Below are 22,345 nucleotides of genomic sequence, written 5' to 3'. Positions count from 1 at the left end.
TCGTTCAGGCATTGAGCGCCGTGGGTTTGGCGGTCATCAGCCACAACGCGAGCAGGATCGACAGAAGTATAAACCCCGAAGCGGCAAACCCCAGGCTGCCCAGGCCCAGGGTGTCGATGACATGCCCGCCCACCATCGCGCCCAGGCCGATGCCGAGGTTGGCGCCGGCAATGTTCAGCGACGCGGCAAACGCCGGCGCATGGGGCGCGGCCTTCATCAAGCGCACATGGCTGACGAGGAACATCGCCGCCTGGGTCACGCCCCACACCGCCATCGCCGCGGCCAGGCCGATGGTCGAGTGAATCGCCGGCACCACCGCCACCATGCCCGCGATCATGAACCCGCAGAACACCATGGACGCGATCAAGGGGTGACGATCCACGGCACGTCCGCCCAGGGAGTTGCCGATCAGCCCGACCGCGCCAAAGCCCATCAGGCACCAGCCCACCAATGTACCGTCGAAGCCGGCCAGACGCTCAAGGATATCGGCCAGGTAGGTATAGGCGGTGAACATGCCACTGAACACCAGGATCGACAGCAGGATATGCCCCTGCATCACCGGGCTGCGCAGGATCTTGAATTGTGAGCGCAAGCTGGCCTGCTGGTGCTTGGCCGGGGTGACCGGCAGGTAGAGATACAGCAGCAACGCCTTGGCCAGGGCAATCACCGCGAGCACGGCAAACGCGGTTCGCCAGCCGAACATATCGGAAATCAGCGTGCCCACCGGAATACCAAACACGGTGGCGCACACAATGCCGAAGCCGATTTTTTCAATCGCGCGCCCGGCGAACTCAGGGCCGACGATGTCTACCGCCGTTTCGCTGGCCAGGGCCCAGAACACTGGCAAGCCCAGGGCGGGGATCAAACGGGCCACGGCCATCACCCAGATATTCGGCGCCAATGCCGCCACGGTATTGGCGGCCGCGAACATGATCAGGATGCTGATAAACAGGCGCTTGCGCGGGAAGCGCGCGCAGTAGGCGGTGAGAAACGGGCCGAACGCGGCCACGGTGAACGCAAACAGCGTCACCAGCAGCCCGGCCTGGGACACACTGACGTTCAGGTCCCGGGCGATCGATGGCAACAGGCCGACGATGACGAATTCTGTGGTCAGCACGGTAAAACCGGCGGCTGACAGCAGCAGGATAGGAAACAACATGAAAACTCCAGAAACGACGACATCAACGACAGCCCGGAGGGCCCGCTGACGGAGAGGAAAGATGAGAGGGACGAATCTTAACAGAACATGTCCGGACTTGACCAAGCCCGACTGAAACGGGTGACGGAATGCCGCAGCAAACAAGACGCTTCCCACAGCATGCTAGACTTCGCGCCTACTTCCTACAGTACTTTCTGCCTGCAATGCTGTGCCCTACTAAAAAAACTAGAGACAACTCTTTATGACTGCTGCCCCTTCCCTGTTGCAACGTTTAATGCGCGTCAGCCTGGTCACCCAAATTGTCATCGGCCTGATCGCCGGGATCGTGCTGGCCCTGCTGTTCCCCGAGGCCGCGCGCGCCACTGGCTTTATCGGCAAGGTGTTTGTCACGGCCCTCAAAGCCGTCGCGCCGATCCTGGTGTTTGTGCTGGTGATGGCCTCGATTGCCAACCATAAGCATGGCCAGGAAACCCATATCCGCCCGATCCTGTTCCTGTACCTGCTCGGCACCTTTGCCGCCGCCGTGGTTGCGGTGGTCGCCAGCATGATGTTTCCGTCGTTCCTGGTATTGGCCACCCATGACGCCACGGTGAGCGCGCCCGGCGGCATTGGCGAAGTGTTGCAAAGCCTGGCGCTCAGTGTGGTGGATAACCCGGTCAGCGCACTGATGAACGCCAACTTCATCGGCATTCTGGCCTGGGCCATTGGCATGGGCATCGCTATTCGCCATGCCGGCCAAACCACCCGCACGGTCTTGGACGACTTGTCCAACGGCGTCACCCTGATCGTGCGCGTGGTGATCCGCTTCGCCCCGCTGGGCATCTTTGGCTTGGTGGCCTCCACCCTGGCCACCTCGGGTTTCGGCGCCCTGCTCGGCTATGCCCACCTGCTGGTGGTGCTGATCGGTTGCATGTTGTTCGTGGCACTGGTGATCAACCCGGCCATCGTGTTCTGGAAACTGCGCCGCAACCCTTACCCGCTGGTGCTGATGTGCCTGCGCGAAAGCGGCATCACCGCGTTCTTCACCCGCAGCTCGGCGGCGAACATTCCGGTCAACCTGGCGTTGAGCAAACGCCTGGGCCTGCATGAAGACACCTACTCGGTGTCGATCCCCCTCGGTGCCACCATCAACATGGCCGGCGCCGCCATCACCATCACCGTGCTGACCCTGGCCGCCGTGCACACCCTGGGCATCGCCGTGGACATGCCGACCGCCGTGCTGCTCAGCGTGGTCGCTGCGGTGTGTGCCTGTGGTGCATCGGGGGTGGCGGGTGGTTCGCTGCTGCTGATTCCCCTGGCGTGCAGCCTGTTCGGCATCCCCAGTGAAATCGCCATGCAGGTAGTGGCTGTCGGCTTCATCATCGGCGTGCTGCAGGACTCGGCGGAAACCGCACTCAACTCGTCTACCGATGTGCTGTTTACGGCGGCGGCGTGTTTGGGTAAGGAAGAACAAACAGCTTGAATGAAAGAAGAAAAGCCCGAGCGGTTCACTGCTGAGCCGACTCGAGCCTTTTATGACGAGGGTTAGAAAGTATTGAGGTTAAGTCGGGGAGTTTTGCGCAGTGAATCCCTGAAGAGGTGTCCCATATCGCTTGTTCGTTTTCGGATCGACTCGGTACCACTTACCAGTGATGTCATCTAACTGAGCCATGACCTTTGATGTATCGGCGCCCTGATAAGTGCCTTCTATCACGTCTTTGGGCTTGTGCTGATAGACCCTGTCCACACTTTGATTAGCCGAAATCACTTTCCAGGTAAGGCTCCCTTTGCCCGCGATCGAGGAGTAAGTTGTAAGGCCTCTGGTTCCAATGGCAGCCCCCCCTGCAAACGGATTGGCAGCTCTGACAAATGCCCGACCCAGCCTGCCTACAACGCCTCCTTTCCCGAGCGTCCCGCCCACCTTCGCTATTTTGGAAATCTTACCGAGGGCTCCGGCACCGGCGACAACGAAGCCGAATATATCGAATGCAAGAAACTTAAGCCCTTCACCGACTCTGCCCTGCTGAAAACTGTGTAGCGCCGCTGCACCTGGTATCAGCGCACGGGTAACAGCTTGTATTTTTTCGAACTCCGTCACTTCAGTATCGAATGTGGTAACGCCTCTGGCTCCGCTGGCCAACTGTTCACGCTCTTTATTACTGAAAAAATGGCGCGTAACGGCATCGGCTATGTGCTGCGTTCTCGCCGAGGTGAAGGTGTGTATGGTTGTTGAAGTTTGAGGCTTGGGTTCTCGTTCCTTGGTGTCTGTCGAGTTGTCGGCTGTCATTTCACTCACTTGGGTGTTTGATATAGCTCTCACCCCTTCCTCACCCGTAGCCATTTCAGCCCAGTCGCCCTGTAGCCCAACCTTCACACCATCAGTCAAATCTGCTCGATGCCTCCACCCCTCTGTCGATGGATTGAATTCATAAACTCGTCTACTGCCTTTATGCAGGGCTTCGATAAATACGGAGCTGCTTTTGGCGTCTTCAACTTTTTTGACACGGCGCTGAATTCCAGTGCCTGTGTCGGTAATGGTTCGAGTCACCTTCTCTTCCCCATAAATTTTCAGCTCACCATACTGCAGCGCCTCCTTATCCTCCTCAGGCAGCAGTGATAATTGGTGTTGTACGGTAACCTTCATAGCGCCTTTAAGCCCGTCGTAATAATCGACAGCTTGCTTTTCAAACAGCTCATTGGGCGACGGCATAAACTTGAGCTCATGGGATATTTTTTCAATAGGAACGGTAGGGTCATTGGAATACCACTCCACATGCTGCTGCGGCTGCAAAAAGATATCCAGTATCGAGTAAGGGCCTTGTAAATCACGATCCCGTACTTTGGGGTAGATTGTTTTCTTCTCAAAATCTATCACCCCGTATTCTTCTACGGGAAATTTCTCCTTCAGCGCATTGAGCGCCAGTGCATGGCGCGTGGCTAATTCGGTGCGTTGAGCTTCTGAAGCTTGTATCAAGGTGTCGAAACGCTCACTGGCGAGGGTCACAGCACGTTCTACTTCTTCATCCGTGTAATTGTTATCTGCCCGTTTTTCAATGGATCCATCCGCCACAGCCCAGTGAATCAGGCCTTCCCTCCCAGCCAGCGCTTGCACTTTTTTTTCAGCGTCGGTAATGGGGTCCAGATCGTCTTTGAGCAGCTGCTCATAAGTTTTAGTCGCCGCCGCCCCCGGATTGCGCATCTCGGATTTGGCAACGATGGCTTTCAAGCTGACCCAGGCCGGGGAACCGTAAGTCACACTGTCAGGGATGTTTTTGACCAGTAACTCCGGGGCGTGGTGCGACAACAGCAGGTAGGCTGCCAACGCAGCGTTGTGGCCATATGACTTGCGCAGATGCTCGGTTAGCCCCTCAAGGACAAAAGACAGCGGCTTACCCCAATTCTCGCGCGCCGACAAATCAAACCCGGCCACCTTGTTCTTTTCGTCAGGCTTGAACAATGCATCCTGGTTGAGACCTATCTGCAGAGCCGAAAGCGCCCAATCCTCAGCACTGCCTGCGCCGTCAAACTTGGTACGCAAGGCTTCGCCCATGGCACGCGCGGCGGGGCTTTGCAAAAGCCTGAGGATCGCTTGCCGGGGATCTTTCAGCTCAGCTTCAGACCACTGGATACCTTGCGTCAAATAACCGAAAGCGTTCTGGCTCAATGTTAACGAGTCGAACTCAGGCAACGCCATTGCGTTATAGGAAACAGCGTCGTAGATCGCCTGCTGTTGCGACGTATCCAGCGGTGTTGGCCACGATAACCCGCCCCCCAAATCACCATGCAATTGTCGATACTCGACAGGGCGTAACAACTCAAGGGCCATGTTTTTTATGTCGGCTTTATCAACGGGGTGCTCCCAACCATTACCCGTCATGAACTGCAAGAGGTTCACCTGCCGCCCTGCCATGGGTTGGTTATCCAGACGAAAGCCGGAGTCAGGATCCAGCTTGATTTGTTGCGATTGAAGATAGGATCGCAGTCCAGCTTCACGATCATAAACTGGCGGCTCGGGAAGAAGGCGATGAGTGTAGTCATGCAATGAGGCTTGGTTATCCAAATACTCGTCCGCTCCCACATATGCTTTGGTCAAAGCATCCCTGAAAGTATCCAGGTCACGTTTGTTGGCAAGCTGCTGTTTTTGCGCCACCAGCGCTTCTTCAGTACGCGCCTCACCCACCCCTGAGGTGGCAAACCCATTATTGCTTTGCAACTCTCGGACACGTTGTCGATCTTCGGTGAAGTCGTTATGAATCGTCTCGCCATAGAATTGGGCTACCTGCTTGAGCGGCGCACTCTCGGCCTGCAGGTCCGAGTAACTGATGCCATCGGGCGCATAAGCTTTTAGCGCGGCCAGAATCGGCCCGGCAAAGGTTGCCCAAGGTGAGTTGTCTTTTAAGGTAAATAAGGTAAGCACGCCATTTTTTCTGACACTCAGCCCGCCGTCAGAATTAATCTTGAGGGAGGATGGATCATAACCCTCCGACTTAAGCCAGGTTAAAAAGTCCTTGTCGTTAAGGGTATTACGTAGCTGCGCTCGCCACTGGCCGAACGATGAAGCGTGCGGAATATTCGGGATGATCGTTTCTTCATCACGTGTCCGGCCCTCCAACACCTCACTATAAAGGGCTGCGAGTTCACTGTTGGCTTGATCCCGCGCAGAGGTGTGGGAGGACGTTTCATTACCCGGCACCTCTCGGCGGGTGCGGCTCACCGCAACCGAATTCGAGGAAGAATCACCTCGATTCTTCGCGGTATCCAGTGCTGCCTCGGAATACGAGTTTTTTGTAATCGAAGTGGCTGCGATGGGAGAAAGGGGCATGTCGTTTGTAGGCTCCAAGTTCTTTACTAGAAAGTTTTATAGGCGCCCATGAGTGAGATATTTCTGGGTATTGGTTGCGTCGAAATGCGTAACAAATTATAAGCTTGGTATAAAACAACCCTGCATAAAAAAACCTGGAGCTGTTCGTAAAAGAACAACCCCAGGTTTTTATTGAACCTTGCGTTTAGAACGCGCCCATGTAATCGCGCTTGCCCACTTCCACGCCGTTATGACGCAGCAGCGCATAAGTGGTGGTGACGTGGAAGAAGAACTGCGGCAGGCCGTAGGTCAGCAGGTAGGACTGGCCGCTGAAGCGCTTCTCTTTCGGGGTGCCGGGGCGGGTGACGATCTCGATGCCTTCCTTGCCGTCGATCTGCTCGGGCTTGATGGTGTCGACAAAGGCCAGGACTTTGGCGATCAGCGCTTGCAGGTCGGCAAAGGTGACTTCGCTGTCTTCGTACTTGGGTACTTCGATCTCGGCCAGACGTGCGGACACACCTTTGGCGAAGTCCACGGCGATCTGCACCTGGCGCACCAACGGGAACATGTCCGGGAACAGGCGCGCTTGCAGCAAGACATTGGGCTCGATGTTCTTGGCGCTGGCGTGGGCTTCGGCTTTGTTCAGCACATCGCTGAGGGCGGTGAGCATTTGCTTGAAGACCGGGATGGAGGCGGCGTACAGGGAAATAGTCATGACAGTCTCACGGTAATGGCGGGGTTGGAACCAGCCGCGATTATAGCCATGCCTGGCGCTTGTCTTTTATTTTTTCAAGCTTAGGCTAAGGGGCTTCACTGCATAGGGAAAGCGCGATGACCGCCGAGCACGACACCGACACCCCTGAGCCGCGCCTGAACAGCACGGAAATCCGCGTCCTGGGCTGCCTGATCGAAAAACAGGCGACCAACCCGGAAACCTACCCCCTCACCCTCAACGCCCTGGTGCTGGCCTGCAACCAGAAGACCAGCCGCGAGCCGGTGATGAACCTCAGCCAAGGCCAGGTCGGCCAGAGCCTGCGCGCGCTCGAAGGCCAAGGCTTCACGCGCCTGGTGATGGGCAGCCGCGCCGACCGCTGGGAGCACCGTGTGGACAAGGCCCTGGAGCTGGTGCCGGCCCAGGTGATCCTGACCGGGCTGCTGTTTTTGCGGGGGCCGCAGACCGTCAATGAGCTGCTCACCCGCAGTGGGCGCATGCATGATTTCGAGGATGCCGAACAAGTCGTGCATCAACTGGAACGCCTGATTGCACGAGGCCTGGCGCTGCTGGTGCCGCGCCAGGCGGGGCAGCGAGAAGACCGGTATACCCATGCGCTCGGCGACCCGGCGGATATTGAAGCGATTATGACCGCAAGGGGGAACCCAGTGGAGCGTAGCGCGGGCGCTGTTTCGGTGGAACGGATTGAAGAGCTGGAAGCGCGGATTGCGGCGCTGGAAGAACGGCTGGCACAGCTGGAACAGGCATAACGCAAATAAAGATGTGGGAGCTGGCTTGCCTGCGATAGCCATAGGTATCGACACAACTCTGAGGTGAACGACGGTAACCACGATGCGAAGCGAGCCGCTCTTGATCTGCTTTTGATCTCAGGCGCCCCGTTAAACCACGCTGGCCGGAATTCGACAGGGATTTGGGGGGTAAACCGGCAGGGATGCCGGTTTAGCCGCCCCGCGCCATGGATGGCGCGTGGCGGCGGCCCCCCAAATCACTGGCGGATTACGGGCACACCGAGCCTAAGCGAGGTGCCGAGTGGTGGGGCAAGAGCCTTTTGCTTACTTTTGGGCTCTTTTCAAAAGTGAGCCGCTGTCAGAGCGGAACCCTAGGTGGCCGTTACCGCAGGAATGGATATGTACACGGTCCAACTGTGTTGACTGCCAGGCCGCCTTCGCGAGCAAGCCCGCTCCCACAGTTGGATCGTGGGGTGTCAGGTGGATAGCTGTTGGCTTTCAGGCCGCCATCGCAGGCAAGCCAGCTCCCACAGTTGGATCGTCGCGTGTCAGGTAGATAGGTGTCGCCTGGCAGGCCGCCATCGCAGGCAAGCCAGTTCCCACAATGGTTGTGCGTAAGGCTTTAGCTGCGGGCGAAAGCCACCGCGGCCTCGAACTGCTCCTGCGTAGGCCGCACGCCGGTATAAAGCACAAACTGCTCCAACGCCTGGATAGCGATCACTTCCAGCCCGGTAATCACCCGCTTGCCCTGCGCACGCCCCCGCACGATCAACGGCGTTTCCGCCGGGATCGCCACCACATCGAAGACAGTCTCCGCCTGATCGATTGCCTCAGGCTCAAACGCCAACGCATCCGCCTCCGCCCCGCCGGTCATGCCGATGGGCGTCACGTTGATCAGCATCTGTGGCCGCAGGCTACCCAGATCCGCCTGCCACGCATACCCCAGGTTCCTGGCCAATGCCTGGCCCGCGGCCTCGTTGCGCGCCACGATCACACCGTTGGCATAACCCCCATCACGCAAGGCACTGGCGACCGCCTTGGCCATACCGCCGCTGCCGCGCAGGGCGAAGCTGGAGTCTTTGGGCACCGCGTGCTTTTTCAGCAATTGTTCGATGGCGATGTAATCGGTGTTGTAAGCCTTGAGGTGACCGTTGGTGTTGACGATGGTGTTCAGGGAATCAATGGCTTGAACCGACTCATCAAGTTCGTCCACCAAGGCAATGGCGGCTTCCTTGAACGGCATGGACACCCCGCAACCCCGCACGCCAAGGGCGCGGAGGCCGCCGATCGCGCCGGGCAAGTCCTGGCTGCTGAAGGCTTTATAGTAAAAATTCAGACCCAGCTGTTCGTACAGGTGGTTATGAAAACGCAGGCCAAAGTTCCCAGGGCGCGCCGACAGTGACATGCACAGTTGGGTGTCTTTATTGGGGTGCATCTGCATGGATAACTCCTTGAAGTAAGCAAATCGGTACAGACCTTACACAACCTTTACCCAGTGGCGGTGCTGTTTTCTCGAAATACGTTGTCTTAAAAGTATCCCCGCGACAATCCTTGAGTCTATTGATTGCAGACCACAAGCGCAGGGGCTAATTGAGGAATGACCATCATGCGTAAACTCCCCAGGATCGCCTTGCTTATCGGCGCACTCGCGATGGCCGGCCAAGCTTCCGCCCACGGTGGTGGTTGGGGTGGCCCGGCCGTGTTCGGTGCGCTTGTCGGCGCAGCGGTAGTCGGCTCTGTGGTTGCCAGCCAGCCGCGTGAGGTGTACGTGCAACAACCGGTGTATGTTCAGCCGCAGCCGGTTTACGCCGCTCCGCCGCCGGTTTACTACGCGCCACCGCCACCGGTGTATGTGCAACAGCAGGTTTACTACCGCCCGGCGCCCGTCTACTACGGCCCACCGCGCGGTTATTATGGACCGCCTCGTGGCTACTACGGCCCGCCCCACGGTTACTACCGCCGCGGTTGGTAAGTTCTAATACCCGTTGCCCCCACAGGCCTCGCCCACACGCGGGGCCTTTTTTTGCCTGGGAAGTCCGGATTTATCCTGCCAGTGTCGCTGTGAGAACAACGCACGAGCGCCAATCCCACATCATAAGCGTCAAATATCCTCTTGATCGATTGCGGGCTGCGCTGTCATGTTTGCGTCACAAAACAGTCGCACTATCGACCCAGTCCAGCCAATAACAATTAAGGACGATTGACCATGCCCACACAAAACCCGCACCGCACCGCCGGCCTGTGCACCTCCAGCAAGGTCTACAGCGCCTTGACTGAACTCAAGCACCTTGAAGGCCATCGCAACGCCAAGTTCCTGGCATTGCTGGCCGAAAACCTGGTGCGCAAGGGCCTGCTCAGTGAGCACGAGGTGGTGAACATGCTCGACCAGGTGGTGGATTAACGCCTGGCGTTGATGTCGACTATCGAGCCAGGTGATTTTTCCCAGGCGCCAGCAAACCGTAAGGTGACCTCCATAACGTTTGGAGGTACTTATGCCCACTGTTCAAATCATGTCCGTCATCGGCAGCGCCGTCCCCGCCCCGCTGCGCAAACTGGGCTTGCTCGCCTGCTGGTATGTCGTACGCGATGGCGAGCCGATCAGCGGCCCGCTCACGTCGTTATCCGATGCCGAAACACAACGCCGGATGGCAACCGACTTCAGACTAGAAGCCTGAACGTTACGGCAACGGCAACTTGACCCGCGGCTTGGTTTCGACGAACAACGCCCAGCACGACATGAACAACGCGGCCACCAGCGGCCCGATGACAAAGCCGTTAAGGCCGAACACCGAGAGGCCGCCCAAGGTCGAGATCAGGATCAGGTAGTCCGGCATCTTGGTGTCCTTGCCCACCAGAATCGGGCGCAGCACATTGTCCACCAGGCCGATCACAAACACGCCGAACAGCCCCAGCACCACGCCCTGCCAGATCGAACCGCTCAACAGGAAGTAAACCGCCACCGGCCCCCAGACCAGCCCGGCACCCACCGCGGGCAGCAGCGACAGGAACGCCATCAGCACGGCCCAGAGCAAGGCACTGGGGATGTCCAGGAACCAGAAAATCAAGCCACCCAGCGCACCTTGGGTCACGGCCACCAACACGTTGCCCTTGACCGTGGCGCGCACCACGCGGTTGAACTTGAGCTGCAGGCGACGCTTTTGCGGCTCGGCCAACGGTACTGCCGTGCGCACCTTGCGTACCAGTTCCGGGCCGTCGCGCAGCAAGAAAAACAGCAGGTACAGCATGATGAAAAAGCTCACCAGGAAATCAAACGTCCCCTGGCCGAAGCTGAACGCCTGGGAGGCAAAGAACTGACTGCCCTGCATCGCGCCCTTGACGACCTTTTCCCGCAGCCCTTCGAGGTTGCCCATGCCGAAGCGGTCGAGCAATTGCTGGAAATACGGCGGTAGAACGTTCTTGAATTGCTCGATATAACCCGCCACGTCGAGTTTGCCGCTCTCGATGTTTTTGTAGAGCGTGGCCCCCTCTTGCACCAGCAGCGCACTGGTAATGATCACCGGCAGAATCGCGATCACCAGGCACACCATCAAGGTGGTCAGGGAGGTCAGGTTGCGGTTCCAGCTAAAACGCTGCTGCAGGCGGCGCTGCATCGGCGCAAAGATAATGCCCAGGATCACGGCCCAGAACACCGCGCCGTAGAACGGCAGCAATATCCAGATAAAGGCCACGGTAACCAGGGCCAGTAGCAGCAACAGGGTTTTGAATTGCAGGTTGGTTTGGTTCATGTCCGGTCCATGTCAGAAAAACAGGGCCGATCGCGGCCCTGTTGCTTAGTCCGCAGCCAAACGTGGGAGTGCCCTTGTTTATCGAACAAGCATAGATCGCTATGTTTAGACGTGGATCAATGAACGGCGCCCGGCCCTGCACTACCCTCGCGCCTTTTGCGACCCACAGCCATGCCCTCCATGATTGCCCCCGAACTGCTCGCCCCTGCCGGCACCCTGAAAAACATGCGCTACGCCTTTGCCTACGGTGCCGATGCGGTTTATGCCGGCCAGCCGCGCTACAGCCTGCGGGTGCGCAACAACGAGTTCGACCACGCCAACCTGGCCCTCGGCATCCAGGAAGCCCATGACCAGGGCAAGCGCTTCTACGTGGTGGTGAACATTGCGCCACACAACGCCAAGCTCAAGACCTTCCTCAAGGACCTGGCCCCCGTGATCGCCATGGGCCCGGATGCGCTGATCATGTCTGATCCGGGGTTAATCATGCTGGTGCGCCAGCACTTCCCACAGATGCCGATCCACCTGTCGGTACAGGCCAATACGGTGAACTGGGCCAGCGTGGCGTTCTGGCAGCAACAAGGTATCTGTAGGGTGATTCTGTCGCGAGAGCTGTCTCTGGAAGAGATCGGCGAAATCCGCCAGCAGGTGCCGACAATGGAGTTGGAGGTGTTTGTGCATGGCGCCTTGTGCATGGCCTATTCCGGGCGGTGCCTGCTGTCGGGCTACATGAACAAGCGCGATGCCAACCAGGGCACTTGCACCAATGCCTGCCGCTGGAAATACCAGGCCACGCCGGCAGTGGAGAATGTCACTGGCGATATCGTCCATGAATATCAACCCACATTGGGCATCGGCACGCCCACCGATCAGGTGTTCCTGCTACAAGAGGCCAATCGCCCCGATGACCCCATGCCCGCCTTCGAAGACGAACACGGCACCTACATCATGAACGCCAAGGACCTGCGGGCCGTGCAGCATGTGGAGCGCCTGGCACAGATGGGCGTGCATTCATTGAAGATCGAAGGCCGTACCAAGTCCCACTTCTACTGCGCGCGCACCACCCAGGTGTACCGCCAGGCCATCGACGACGCAGTGGCTGGCCGGGCGTTTGACCGCGGTTTGATGACCAACCTCGAGTCCCTGGCCCAACGTGGCTACACCGAAGGTTTCCTGCGCCGCCACGTGCATGACGAATACCAGAACTACCAGAACGGCAGCTCGGTTTCCGAACGCCAGCAGTTTGTCGGGGAACTGACCGGCGAGCGGCGTGGTGCGTTGGCCGAGGTGAAGGTGAAGAATCGCTTTGCGCTGGGCGATCATCTGGAGTTGATGACGCCCGCTGGCAATTTTCATTTTGACTTGGCGAGCCTGCATAACGCCAAGGGCGAAGGCATCGAGGTGGCGCCGGGGGACGGGCATACGGTGTATGTGCCGATTCCGGCGCAGATGGTCCTGCGTTTTGGCTTGCTGATGCGCGACGTTTAAACCCTGCCGAGGGTTGAAAGGATCAGATCCTGAACTGGCCCACCAACTGCCCAAGGCGCTGGCCCAGGTCTGCCAGGCTGCGAGACGTCTGAGCGCCCAACTGGGTTTCGTCCGCCACGCTGTCCACCGCCACGGCAATCTGATGCACGCTGCGGTTGATCTCTTCGGCCACGGCGGTCTGCTCCTCGGCGGCGCTGGCGATCTGGGCGTTCATTGAGTTGATGGTGCCAATCAGCTGCGCCATGGTGTCCAGGGACGCGCCGGCTTGATTGGCCTGGGCCGAGGTGCCGTCGCCGGCATCGCTGGAGCGGCGCATCGCGTCCACGGCCGCCTCGGTGCCTTTTTGCAGGCGGTCGATCATGCCCTGGATTTCCTGGGTGCTGGTTTGGGTGCGACTGGCAAGGGCACGCACTTCATCGGCGACCACGGCAAAGCCACGCCCGGCCTCCCCGGCCCGTGCGGCTTCGATGGCAGCGTTGAGCGCCAACAGGTTGGTTTGTTCGGCGATGGAGCGGATCACGCCGAGCACGCTGACGATTGACGACACATCCTGCTGCAGGCTGTCCAGGGACACGCCGCTGCTGCGGATGTCGTTCACCAGCGCATGGATCTGCGCGATGCTGCCGTCCACTACACGCTTGGCTGCCTGGCCTTCGGCGTCGGTCTGCTGCGCGGCGACGGCGGCGCCCTGGGCACTGCGCGCCACTTCGTGGGCAGCCGAGGACATCTGGTTGATCGCGGTGGCCACCTGGTCGGTCTCGTGGCGCTGGCGTTCCATGGCCTGCTCGGAGCGCTGGGCCTGGTCGGACACCTGGCTCACCAACCCGGTGAGCTGAGCGGTCATGTCAGTGATCTGGCGCACCAGGCCGTGGATCTTATCGACAAAGCGGTTGAACGCACCGGCCAGGTCGCCGAGTTCATCCTGGCTGGTGATGGCCAGGCGGCGGGTCAGGTCGCCTTCACCCGCGGCGATGTCATCGAGGTTGGCCTTCATCAGGTGCAGCGGGCGCAAGATGGTATTGGCCAGCAGCATGCCCACGGCGGCGATCACCAGCAACACCACCACGGCGACGCCGAGGATGCTCAGCAGCACGCCTTGCATGCGCTTCTCGACTTTAGCCTGCACCACCGCCACCTGGGCGTCGATGCCATCGAGGTTCACCGAGGTGCCGATCACCATGTCCCACTTGGGCAGGTACTCGGTATAGCCGAGCTTGGGCACCAGTTCGGTCTGGCCGGGCTGGGTCGAGCTGTATTGCAGGTAATGGGTGCCGTCCTTGCCGACCTTGACCAGGTCGCGGTTGACGTAGACGCCGTTGGGGTCACGGTTGTCCTTGAAGCTTTTGCCTACGCCGTCCGGGCTGTTGCCCTTGAACAGGCGGATGGTCTCGGAGTCGTAGCCGAAGAAATAGCCGTCTTTGCCGTAGCTGGTGTTGGACAGCAACTTGACCACCTGCGCCCGCGCCGCGCTGTCGCCGGGGGCTGCCGCGTCGTAGAGCGGCTTGATGGTGGTCATGGCCACCTCGACATAACCTTGCAGGGTGGCCTTGGCGTCGTTGAGCAGGCGCTGGCGGGTTTCATCCACTTCGTTGCGGGCCTGGCCCTGCAGAATCCACACGGTGGTCAGGCTGATGACCACGGCAAACAACAACACCGGCACGACAGCAAGGGCCAAGACTTTGGCCTTCAAACTCAGACGCATGGCTTTTCTCTCTTGTTAGTGGCGACTTGAGAGGTTAACGGCCATGTGAGCGATTTCTGTAGGAGCGAGCTTGCTCGCGAAAAACCTGAGAGCCCTGCGGGGTGCCAGGTTGCCCGCGTTATCGTTGACGCTTTTCGCGAGCATGCTCGCTCCTACAGGAACCTCGTCAGAGCGTCATCGCGGCCAGCCAGCCGAACGCCAGCAGCGGCAGGTTGTAATGCAGGAAGGTCGGCACCACGGTGTCCCAGATGTGGTGGTGTTGGCCGTCAATGTTCAGGCCAGAGGTGGGCCCGAGGGTGGAGTCCGAGGCAGGCGAACCGGCGTCGCCCAAGGCACCGGCGGTACCAACGATGCACACGATGGCCACCGGGCTGAAGCCCAACTGCACACACAGCGGCACGAAAATCGCCGCGAGGATCGGCACCGTGGAAAACGACGAGCCGATGCCCATGGTCACCAACAACCCCACCAGCAACATCAACAACGCCCCGACGCCCCGGCTATGGCCGATGAACGCCGCCGAGGCTTGCACCAGCGAGTTCACGTCACCGGTGGCCTTGAGCACTTCGGCAAAGCCTGAGGACGCGATCATGATGAAGCCGATCATCGCCATCATCTTCATGCCTTCGGTGAACAGGTCATCGGTGTCGCGCCAGCGCACGATGCCCGACACCGAGAAGATCAGGAACCCGGCCAGGGCGCCGATGATCATCGAGTCCAACCACAGCTGGATGATGAACGCCGAGGCAATTGCCAGGCCGGCCACCAGCAGGGTCAGCGGGTTGTACTGCACCGCCACTTGCTCGACACGTTCGATTTTCTTCAGGTCGTACACACGCTTTTTGCGGTAGCTGAACAACACCGCCACCAGCAGGCCGACCACCATGCCCAGCGCCGGCAGGCCCATGGCGTGGGTGACGTTGACCCCACTGATATCCACCCCGCTCTTGGCGACGTTGGCCAGCAGGATCTGATTGAGGAAGATATTGCCAAAGCCCACCGGCAGAAACATGTACGGGGTGATCAGGCCGAAGGTCATCACGCAGGCGATCAGGCGACGGTCCAGCTGCAGCTTGGTCAGTACGTACAGCAGCGGCGGTACCAGCAGCGGAATAAACGCAATGTGGATCGGCAAGATGTTCTGCGACGCAATCGCCACCACCCACAACAGGCCGATCAGCAGCCATTTGACGTGGTTGCCACCGCTGGCGTCCTGGCGGTCCACCAGCAGCAAGGCTTTGTCCGCCAGGGCATGGGCCAGCCCGGACTTGGCAATCGCCACGGCGAAAGCCCCGAGCAATGCGTAGGACAAGGCCACGGTTGCGCCGCCGCCCAGCCCGCCGTTGAAGGCCTTGAGCGTGGCCTCGATACCCAGGCCACCGGTCAAGCCGCCCACCAAGGCGCCGACGATAATGGCGATGACCACGTGCACGCGGGACAGGCTGAGTACCAGCATGGTGCCGACCGCGGCGATGACTGCGTTAATCATGGTTACCTCAAGCAGAAACAAAAAAGACAGGCATGCCCGTGCGCGGCCCATGGGAAAGCTGCCGGCGTGCAGGCTTGAAAGAGGTCTTATTAGAGGGCGCGCACTTTGCAGGAGCGGGGCTATCATGTCAAAAACTGTGGTGAGGCAAAGCCCTCTGCACAGATAAAGAATTACCGGCACTGGCCGATACGCTGTCTCTATGTGCTTTCAGGTAAGGATGTCCCGATGTCGCTCAGGCAGCTCTCCATTCAATGGAAAATCACCCTGCTGGCGGGCCTGTGCCTGCTGGGGATCGTGACCCTGCTGGTGGGTCTGTCGCTGTATCGCATGGCGCAGAGCTCGCAGCAGGTCAAGGCGTCCAGCATGCAGATGCTCGACGAAGCCGCCCAGTCGCGCATCGAGGCCCAAGGCGAAGTGCAGGCGCTGGGCATTCGCCAGCAGTTCATGGATGCCTACCAGTACGGCCACGGTTTTTCCCGCCAGGTGCTGTTTTTGCGCGAGCAGGCAGAAAAGCGCTTTCTCGATGCCTTCGACACCCGTGAAGACTTGACCCGCCAGGTCAGGGCCGCCCTGCAGGCCAACCCCGACCTGCTCGGCCTGTCGCTGGTGTTCGAAGCCAATGCGCTGGACGGCAAGGACGAGTTGTTCGCCAACCAGGCGGAACTGGGCAGCAATGACAAAGGCCGTTTCGCCCTGTATTGGTCGCAACCGACACCGGGCAAAATCACCTCGATGGCGCTGCCCGAGAGCGACATGGCCGATACGTCCATCGGCCCCAGCGGTGAAAAAGCCAACGCCTGGTTCACTTGCCCACGCACGACCCTCAAACCCTGCGTGATCGAACCTTATTTTTATGTGATCGACGGCCAGAACGTGCTGATGACCAGCATCGTGTTCCCGCTGATGGTCAATGGCAAAGTCATCGCCTCGCTGTCGGTGGACATCAACCTCAACAGCTTGCAGGCGGTCAGCCAACAGGCCAGCCAGAAACTGTACGACGGCCAGACCCAGGTCAGCATCCTCAGCCCGATTGGCTTATTGGCCGGCTACAGCCCGGATGCCAGCAAACTCAGCCAACGCCTGGAGCAGGTCGACCCGGCCAGCGGCGCGCAGTTGATCAGTGCCTTGGCCAGCAGTACCCAGACTCACAGCCTGCGCACCGACCATCAACTCAAGGTTCTGGCGCCTTTTGCGCCGATTCCCGGCGGTAAATCGTGGGGCGTATTGCTGGATGTACCGGAACAAGTCCTGGTCGCCCCCGCCGAAGCGCTGAAAAATCAGCTGGACGCCGACAACGCCAAAGGCACCTTGCTGGAACTGGGCCTGGGCCTGCTGGCCGCCGTGGTCGGCTTGATCCTGGTGTGGCTAATGGCGCGCAGCGTGACCCGGCCAATCCTTGGCGTGGCGCACATGCTTGAGGATATCGCCAGCGGCGAAGGCGACCTGACCCGGCGCCTGGCCTATGCCAAACAGGACGAACTGGGCCAATTGGCCGGCTGGTTCAACCGCTTCCTCGACAAGCTGCAGCCGATCATTGCCGAGGTCAAACGCTCGGTGCAGGACGCCCGTGGCACCGCCGACCAGTCCGCAGCCATTGCCACGCAAACCAGCGCCGGCATGGAGCAGCAGTACCGCCAGGTGGATCAGGTGGCTACCGCGTCCCACGAAATGAGCGCCACCGCCCAGGACGTGGCCCGCAGCGCCGCCCAGGCGGCCCAAGCCGCCCGAGATGCCGATCAGGCGACTCGCCAAGGCTTGACGGTTATCGACCGCACCACCGTCAACATTGGCGAGCTCGCCGCCGACATGAGCACTGCCATGGCCCAGGTAGAAGGCTTGGCCGCCAACAGCGAACAGATCGGCTCGGTGCTCGAAGTGATTCGCGGCATCGCCGAGCAGACCAACCTGTTGGCGCTCAACGCCGCCATCGAAGCCGCTCGCGCCGGTGAAGCCGGCCGCGGTTTTGCCGTGGTCGCCGACGAAGTGCGCAACCTGGCACGGCGCACCCAGGAATCGGTGGAAGAAACCCGCCTGGTGATCGAACAATTGCAAACCGGTACCAGCGACGTGGTCGGCTCCATGGGCAACAGCTATCGTCAGGCCCAGGGCAGCGTCGAACAGGTCGGCCAGGCCGTCACCGCCTTGCGCCAGATTGGCGATGCGGTCACGGTGATCAGCGACATGAACCTGCAAATCGCCAGCGCCGCCGAAGAGCAAAGCGCGGTGGCCGAAGAGATCAACAGCAACGTGGCGACCATTCGCGATGTGACCGAGTCGTTGTCGGAGCAGGCCAATGAATCGGCGCGGGTCAGCCAGGCGTTGAACAGCCTTGCGAATCAGCAGCAGGGGTTGATGGATCAGTTCAGAGTCTGAATGTAGCAAGGCTTTTCTGTGGGAGCCGGGCTTGCCCCAATGCCAGTCAGTTAAGGTTTTTTTGTAGGAGCGAGCTTGCTCGCGAAAAACTCACAGGCGCCGCGGTCACTCAGCAAGCACGCGTTATCGTTGACGTTTTTCGCGAGCAAGCTCGCTCCTACAGTAGGCGATGCAGACACCTCGGTATTCCAGGTAAACCGAGTCGATGCTATCGCAGGCAAGCCAGCTCCCACATTTTGAGCGGTGGTGTGTCAGCGCCGAGGTAGTTCGATCAGTACCTTGAGCCCACCCAGCTCACTCTCCTGCAACTGCAACACCCCACCCCACACCTCAACGATGTCGCGCACGATCCCCAAACCCAGGCCATGGCCGACCCTCTGTTCATCCAGGCGTGCGCCACGGCTGAACACCTGGTCGCGCTGGGCCTCGGGTATGCCGGGGCCGTCGTCTTCCACCGCCAGTTGGTAACCATGGGGCGTCTCGCTGACGCTCAGGCGTACCTCGGCGTCCGCCCATTTACAGGCGTTGTCCAACAGGTTGCCCAGCAGTTCCAACAGGTCTTCACGGTCCCAAGGCAGTTGCAGGCCCGGCGCCACCTGGTAGCTGAGGTCCAGGTGTTCGCCGTGGATCATGCGCAGGGTGGCCAGTAAACCGGGCAGTTCTTGTTCACAGTCAAACAACGCGCCCGGCAAGGCATCGCCGGCCAGGCGCGCACGGTTGAGTTCACGGTTAAGGCGCTGCTGCACCTGCTCCAATTGCTCGCGCAGTAACTGGCTCAACTGCGGATGATCCTTGAGGGCTTCACTGGAAGCGGCGCTCAACAATACCGCCAGCGGGGTTTTCAGCGCATGGCCCAGGTTGCCGAGGGCGTTGCGGGAGCGCTTGAGGCTGTCTTCGGTGTGCGCCAGCAGGTGGTTGATCTGCGCCACCAGGGGCTCCAGTTCAAGCGGCACCTGGGTGTCGAGTTGCGAGCGCTGGCCTTGTTGCAGTTGGGCGATCTGGTTACGTGCGGTCTCCAGCGGGCGCAAGGCACGGCGCACGGTGACCCGTTGCAGGATCAGCACCAGCATCAGCGCCGCCAGCCCCATCACCAGGCCGACCTGGCGCATCAGGCGAAAGCTCTCGCGCACGGGCGTGTAGTCCTGGGCCACGCTGATGGAAATCGACTGGCCAAAGCGCTTGTAGTCCGAGCGCAGCACCAACAGTTGCTGGCCTTCGGGGCCCAGTTGCAGGTTGCCCTTGAGCCCCGCCGTGGGGAGCCGGGGCAATTCCTGGTCCCACAGTGAACGAGAGCGCCAATGCACATCGGCAAAGTCGATACGAAAGTAATGCCCGGAAAATGGCCGTTGGTACGCCGGCGACAGGCGTTGCTCATCCAACTGCACGCCATTGGGCCCACGCACCAGCGCCACCAACAGGTTTTCGCTGTCGTTGCGCAAGCCCGCTTCAAGGTAGCGCTGCAAACCCGCCTCGAACAACCACAGGCTGGTTTGCGCCAGCACCACGCCGACAATCACCATCACGCTGATCAACCCCAGGCTCAGGCGCCGCTGGATTGACCTCATGCCGGGGTAGCGCCGAATCGGTAGCCCTGGCCGCGCCGGGTCTCGATCACACTGCGGCCCAATTTGCGTCGCAGGTGGTTGACGTGCACCTCAAGTACATTGGAGTCGCGCTCGGTCTCACCGTCATACAAGTGTTCGGCCAGGTGGCTTTTGGACAGGATCTGTTCGGGATGCAGCATGAAATAGCGCAACAAGCGAAACTCGGCAGCCGTCAATTGGATCTCGGCGCCGTCGCGTAGCACGCACTGGCGCCCTTCATCCAAATGCAGGCCGGCGGCTTGCAGGGTGGGCTGGTTCGTCTGGCCGTGGGAGCGGCGCAGCAGCGACTGGATGCGCAGGTACAGCTCTTCAGGGTGAAAGGGTTTGCTCAGGTAATCATCGGCGCCGGCCTTGAGCCCTTCGATACGCTCGGCCCAGGAATCGCGGGCCGTGAGGATCAGCACCGGGATGGCCAACGCGGCGGCGCGCCATTGCGCAAGCACGTCAAGCCCGGGCAACCCTGGCAGGCCAAGGTCGAGGATGATCAGGTCATAGGGTTCGCTGCGCCCTTGATACACGGCGTCGCGGCCATCGGCCAGCCAGTCGACCGCATAGCCCTGGCGCTGCAGGCCGGCCATCAGCTCGTCAGCCAGGGGTACGTTGTCTTCCACCAGGAGCAGGCGCATCAGTCTTCCTCATCTTTGATCAGGTCACCGTTGGTGGCGTCCAGCTTGATCTCGCGCACCACGCCCTCGGTGGTCACCAGTTCCACTTCATAGGCATATTGCCCGTGTTTCTTTTCCAGTTCGGCTTCCAGCAGCCGCGAGCCGGGGTATCGCGCCATGGCCTGCTGCAACAGCTGTTCCAATGGCAGGATCACGCCCTGCTGGCGCAGGGCCAGAGCTTCATCCTGATTGAGGTCGCGGGCCGCGAGGCTGGAACAAAACACCATGAGCACCAGCGCCACGCGACTGCCGACGCGTAAATTTACCTTCATTACGTATCCTGATGATTCTTGAGAACCTGCCCGGTGAGCGCGTTCAATTCAACATCCCATTCAATGCCGTCGGTATCTCGTAGCTCGACTTCATAGACGTACTTGCCGTATTCCTCATCCAGATCGGTGTCCAGCAGCGTCGAACCAGGGTGAAGGGCCAGGGCCGTGGCTTCCAATTGATCGAAAGCGACAATTGTAACAGTGGCCGGCACGATCAGTGGCTTGTCTGGGTCCACGGCGGCGGCCGGGGTCGCCGTAACGAGGATGATAGCGGCGGCGCCCAGGGCAGTGAGGCGCTTCATGATAAGTCTCCGTTACATGATGTTTTCCTACGTCGGCCACGGTACGCGCTGCAACTTAACTGAAACTGAATTGCCACCATGGCAATTCCAGTTAAGCCATTTTTCCCACTGCCTGCGAGATTTCCTATACTGCCCCGCTCGCCTCAACAGAGACCGGTATGACCGCCATCCATATCAAGTTCCCGGCCTTGACCCTCAAGGCCGGCAAACGCGCCTTCACCCGCATCCGCGAGCAGGGCCTTGCGCCTGCCGACGTCGGCATCCTCCCCGGTGCGGCGGGCGGCCCCAAGGCCCTGGGTATCCAAGGGCTCGACCTGGCGCTGTTCGGTGACTGGTTACGCCGTGCCCCGCGCGAGCGTGCGCTGATCGGCGCGTCCATCGGCTCCTGGCGGTTCGCCAGCGCCTGCCTGCCCGACCCGGTGCAAGGCTTGCTCGACCTGGGCCGCCTGTACAACGAGCAGCGCTTTGCCAAAGGCGTGACCATGGCCCAAGTCAGCCAGAGCTGCCAGCGCATGCTCGACGACCTCCTGGCCGGGCGGGATGCGCGGGTGCTGGACAACCCCGACTACCGGTTGAACATCATGGTGGTCAAGAGCCACGGCCTGCTCGCCGATGACCACCGTGGGCGGCTGGGGCTGGGCCTGTCGTCGGTGATTGCCGATAACCTGCGGGGCCGCGCACGGCTGTCGCGGCATTTTGAGCGGCTGATCATCCACGACCCGCGCCAGGCGCCCCCGGTACACCCTCTGAAGGATTTCCCCTCACGCTTCCTAACCCTGGACGTGGGTAACCTGCGCCAGGCGTTGCTCGCGTCCGGCTCGATCCCCATGGTGATGCAAGGCGTGCGCGACCTACCCGGGGCCGGAGCCGGCACCTACCGCGACGGCGGCCTGCTGGATTACCACCTCGACCTGCCTTACCACGGCGATGACATCGTGCTGTACCCGCACTTTACCGACCGGGTCATCCCCGGCTGGTTCGACAAGGGCCTGCCATGGCGACGCAGCAACCAGCAAGGCTTGCAGGATGTGTTACTGCTGGCGCCATCCAGGGACTACCTGGCCCGCCTGCCCCACGGCAAGCTGCCAGACCGCAGCGACTTCAAGCGCTTTATGGGCGATGATCCTGGCCGCAACAGATATTGGCAAACAGCGATGAGCGAGAGCCAACGGCTGGGGGATGAGTTTTTGGCATTGGCGGATAACGGCAAGCTCGGCGACCGTTTGCTAACCCTTTAGCTGTAGGAGCGAGCTTGCTCGCGAAGGTCGTCAACGATAACGCAGCGTGCCTGGGTTAACGCGGCGCCC

At 60.3% G+C, this 22,345-nt stretch carries 19 protein-coding genes and 1 pseudogene; 9 read left to right on the top strand and 11 right to left on the bottom strand.

Annotated features, from left to right (window positions below):
* Window positions 1-4: 4 nt before the first annotated feature.
* Window positions 5-1,159, bottom strand: a complete 1,155-nt coding sequence (locus tag HU731_RS25925; protein ID WP_186609491.1) for an MFS transporter — start codon at window positions 1,157-1,159, stop codon at window positions 5-7.
* Window positions 1,160-1,400: 241 nt separating this feature from the next.
* Here HU731_RS25925 and sstT point away from each other — a divergent pair, with 241 nt between their 5' ends.
* The gene (gene sstT, locus HU731_RS25920) at window positions 1,401-2,621 is read left to right on the top strand and encodes a serine/threonine transporter SstT (RefSeq protein WP_186609493.1); all 1,221 of its coding nucleotides are present in this window, start codon (window positions 1,401-1,403) and stop codon (window positions 2,619-2,621) included.
* 78 nt (window positions 2,622-2,699) lie between these two features.
* On the opposite strand, the gene HU731_RS25915 is transcribed toward sstT, so the two are convergent.
* Window positions 2,700-5,960: a hypothetical protein gene (locus HU731_RS25915; protein WP_189661307.1), complete on the bottom strand. Its 3,261-nt coding sequence runs from the start codon at window positions 5,958-5,960 to the stop codon at window positions 2,700-2,702.
* 184 nt (window positions 5,961-6,144) lie between these two features.
* Complete coding sequence (locus tag HU731_RS25910) at window positions 6,145-6,654, bottom strand: DUF1993 domain-containing protein (protein WP_186609495.1); 510 nt, start codon at window positions 6,652-6,654, stop codon at window positions 6,145-6,147.
* A gap of 116 nt (window positions 6,655-6,770) precedes the next feature.
* On the opposite strand from HU731_RS25910, the gene HU731_RS25905 reads away from it, so the two are divergent.
* Complete coding sequence (locus HU731_RS25905) at window positions 6,771-7,421, top strand: YceH family protein (RefSeq protein WP_186609497.1); 651 nt, start codon at window positions 6,771-6,773, stop codon at window positions 7,419-7,421.
* 601 nt (window positions 7,422-8,022) lie between these two features.
* Here HU731_RS25905 and HU731_RS25900 read toward each other — a convergent pair.
* Window positions 8,023-8,841, bottom strand: a complete 819-nt coding sequence (locus HU731_RS25900) for a shikimate 5-dehydrogenase (protein ID WP_186608749.1) — start codon at window positions 8,839-8,841, stop codon at window positions 8,023-8,025.
* A 156-nt stretch (window positions 8,842-8,997) separates the two neighbouring features.
* Between HU731_RS25900 and HU731_RS25895 the strand changes: the two genes are divergently transcribed.
* The 3 genes from HU731_RS25895 to HU731_RS25885 all read left to right on the top strand — a co-directional run bounded on the left by HU731_RS25895 (window position 8,998) and on the right by HU731_RS25885 (window position 10,075).
* Window positions 8,998-9,372, top strand: a complete 375-nt coding sequence (locus HU731_RS25895) for a hypothetical protein (RefSeq protein WP_073525728.1) — start codon at window positions 8,998-9,000, stop codon at window positions 9,370-9,372.
* Between the two features lie 234 nt (window positions 9,373-9,606).
* Window positions 9,607-9,801 (top strand): hypothetical protein, encoded by a 195-nt coding sequence (locus tag HU731_RS25890; RefSeq protein WP_032892487.1) that lies wholly within the window; start codon window positions 9,607-9,609, stop codon window positions 9,799-9,801.
* 91 nt (window positions 9,802-9,892) lie between these two features.
* Window positions 9,893-10,075: a hypothetical protein gene (locus HU731_RS25885; RefSeq protein ID WP_003190283.1), complete on the top strand. Its 183-nt coding sequence runs from the start codon at window positions 9,893-9,895 to the stop codon at window positions 10,073-10,075.
* A 3-nt stretch (window positions 10,076-10,078) separates the two neighbouring features.
* Here HU731_RS25885 and HU731_RS25880 read toward each other — a convergent pair whose 3' ends face one another.
* Window positions 10,079-11,146 carry an AI-2E family transporter gene (locus HU731_RS25880; protein ID WP_019818663.1) on the bottom strand — a complete coding sequence of 356 codons (1,068 nt, stop codon included), beginning with the start codon at window positions 11,144-11,146 and terminating at the stop codon, window positions 10,079-10,081.
* A gap of 171 nt (window positions 11,147-11,317) precedes the next feature.
* On the opposite strand from HU731_RS25880, the gene trhP reads away from it, so the two are divergent.
* Window positions 11,318-12,631: a prephenate-dependent tRNA uridine(34) hydroxylase TrhP gene (gene trhP / locus HU731_RS25875; protein ID WP_186608750.1), complete on the top strand. Its 1,314-nt coding sequence runs from the start codon at window positions 11,318-11,320 to the stop codon at window positions 12,629-12,631.
* Window positions 12,632-12,653: 22 nt separating this feature from the next.
* On the opposite strand, the gene ctpM is transcribed toward trhP, so the two are convergent.
* Window positions 12,654-14,333, bottom strand: coding sequence for a methyl-accepting chemotaxis protein CtpM (gene ctpM, locus HU731_RS29090; RefSeq protein WP_032892489.1), 1,680 nt, complete (start codon window positions 14,331-14,333; stop codon window positions 12,654-12,656).
* 166 nt (window positions 14,334-14,499) lie between these two features.
* Window positions 14,500-15,819 (bottom strand): Na+/H+ antiporter family protein, encoded by a 1,320-nt coding sequence (locus tag HU731_RS25865; RefSeq protein WP_186608793.1) that lies wholly within the window; start codon window positions 15,817-15,819, stop codon window positions 14,500-14,502.
* 228 nt (window positions 15,820-16,047) lie between these two features.
* Between HU731_RS25865 and HU731_RS29035 the strand changes: the two are divergent.
* Both HU731_RS29035 and HU731_RS29030 read left to right on the top strand, forming a co-directional pair.
* Window positions 16,048-17,337, top strand: a pseudogene (locus tag HU731_RS29035) (methyl-accepting chemotaxis protein); the annotation flags it as partial.
* A gap of 102 nt (window positions 17,338-17,439) precedes the next feature.
* Complete coding sequence (locus tag HU731_RS29030) at window positions 17,440-18,195, top strand: methyl-accepting chemotaxis protein (protein WP_371914724.1); 756 nt, start codon at window positions 17,440-17,442, stop codon at window positions 18,193-18,195.
* A gap of 251 nt (window positions 18,196-18,446) precedes the next feature.
* Here HU731_RS29030 and HU731_RS25855 read toward each other — a convergent pair whose 3' ends face one another.
* The 4 genes from HU731_RS25855 to HU731_RS25840 are packed head-to-tail and all read right to left on the bottom strand — an operon-like array spanning window position 18,447 to window position 21,038.
* The gene (locus tag HU731_RS25855; protein WP_186608752.1) at window positions 18,447-19,760 is read right to left on the bottom strand and encodes an ATP-binding protein; all 1,314 of its coding nucleotides are present in this window, start codon (window positions 19,758-19,760) and stop codon (window positions 18,447-18,449) included.
* Window positions 19,757-20,425 (bottom strand): response regulator transcription factor, encoded by a 669-nt coding sequence (locus HU731_RS25850; protein WP_003190268.1) that lies wholly within the window; start codon window positions 20,423-20,425, stop codon window positions 19,757-19,759. Before HU731_RS25850 ends, HU731_RS25855 begins: the two co-directional genes overlap by 4 nt.
* On the bottom strand, window positions 20,425-20,736 hold the full coding sequence (locus tag HU731_RS25845; RefSeq protein WP_003190266.1) for a PepSY domain-containing protein: 312 nt from the start codon (window positions 20,734-20,736) through the stop codon (window positions 20,425-20,427). The genes HU731_RS25850 and HU731_RS25845 overlap by 1 nt, the downstream gene beginning before the upstream one ends.
* Window positions 20,736-21,038: a PepSY domain-containing protein gene (locus tag HU731_RS25840; protein WP_054898803.1), complete on the bottom strand. Its 303-nt coding sequence runs from the start codon at window positions 21,036-21,038 to the stop codon at window positions 20,736-20,738. Before HU731_RS25840 ends, HU731_RS25845 begins: the two co-directional genes overlap by 1 nt.
* A gap of 158 nt (window positions 21,039-21,196) precedes the next feature.
* On the opposite strand from HU731_RS25840, the gene HU731_RS25835 reads away from it, so the two are divergent.
* Window positions 21,197-22,276, top strand: coding sequence for a patatin-like phospholipase domain-containing protein (locus HU731_RS25835; protein ID WP_186608753.1), 1,080 nt, complete (start codon window positions 21,197-21,199; stop codon window positions 22,274-22,276).
* Window positions 22,277-22,345 lie beyond the last annotated feature (69 nt).

Source organism: Pseudomonas salmasensis (assembly GCF_014268375.2).
GTDB lineage: Bacteria > Pseudomonadota > Gammaproteobacteria > Pseudomonadales > Pseudomonadaceae > Aquipseudomonas > Aquipseudomonas salmasensis.
The sequence above is the reverse complement of the archived record's forward strand: the minus strand, read 5'-3'. Positions and strand labels throughout refer to the sequence as shown.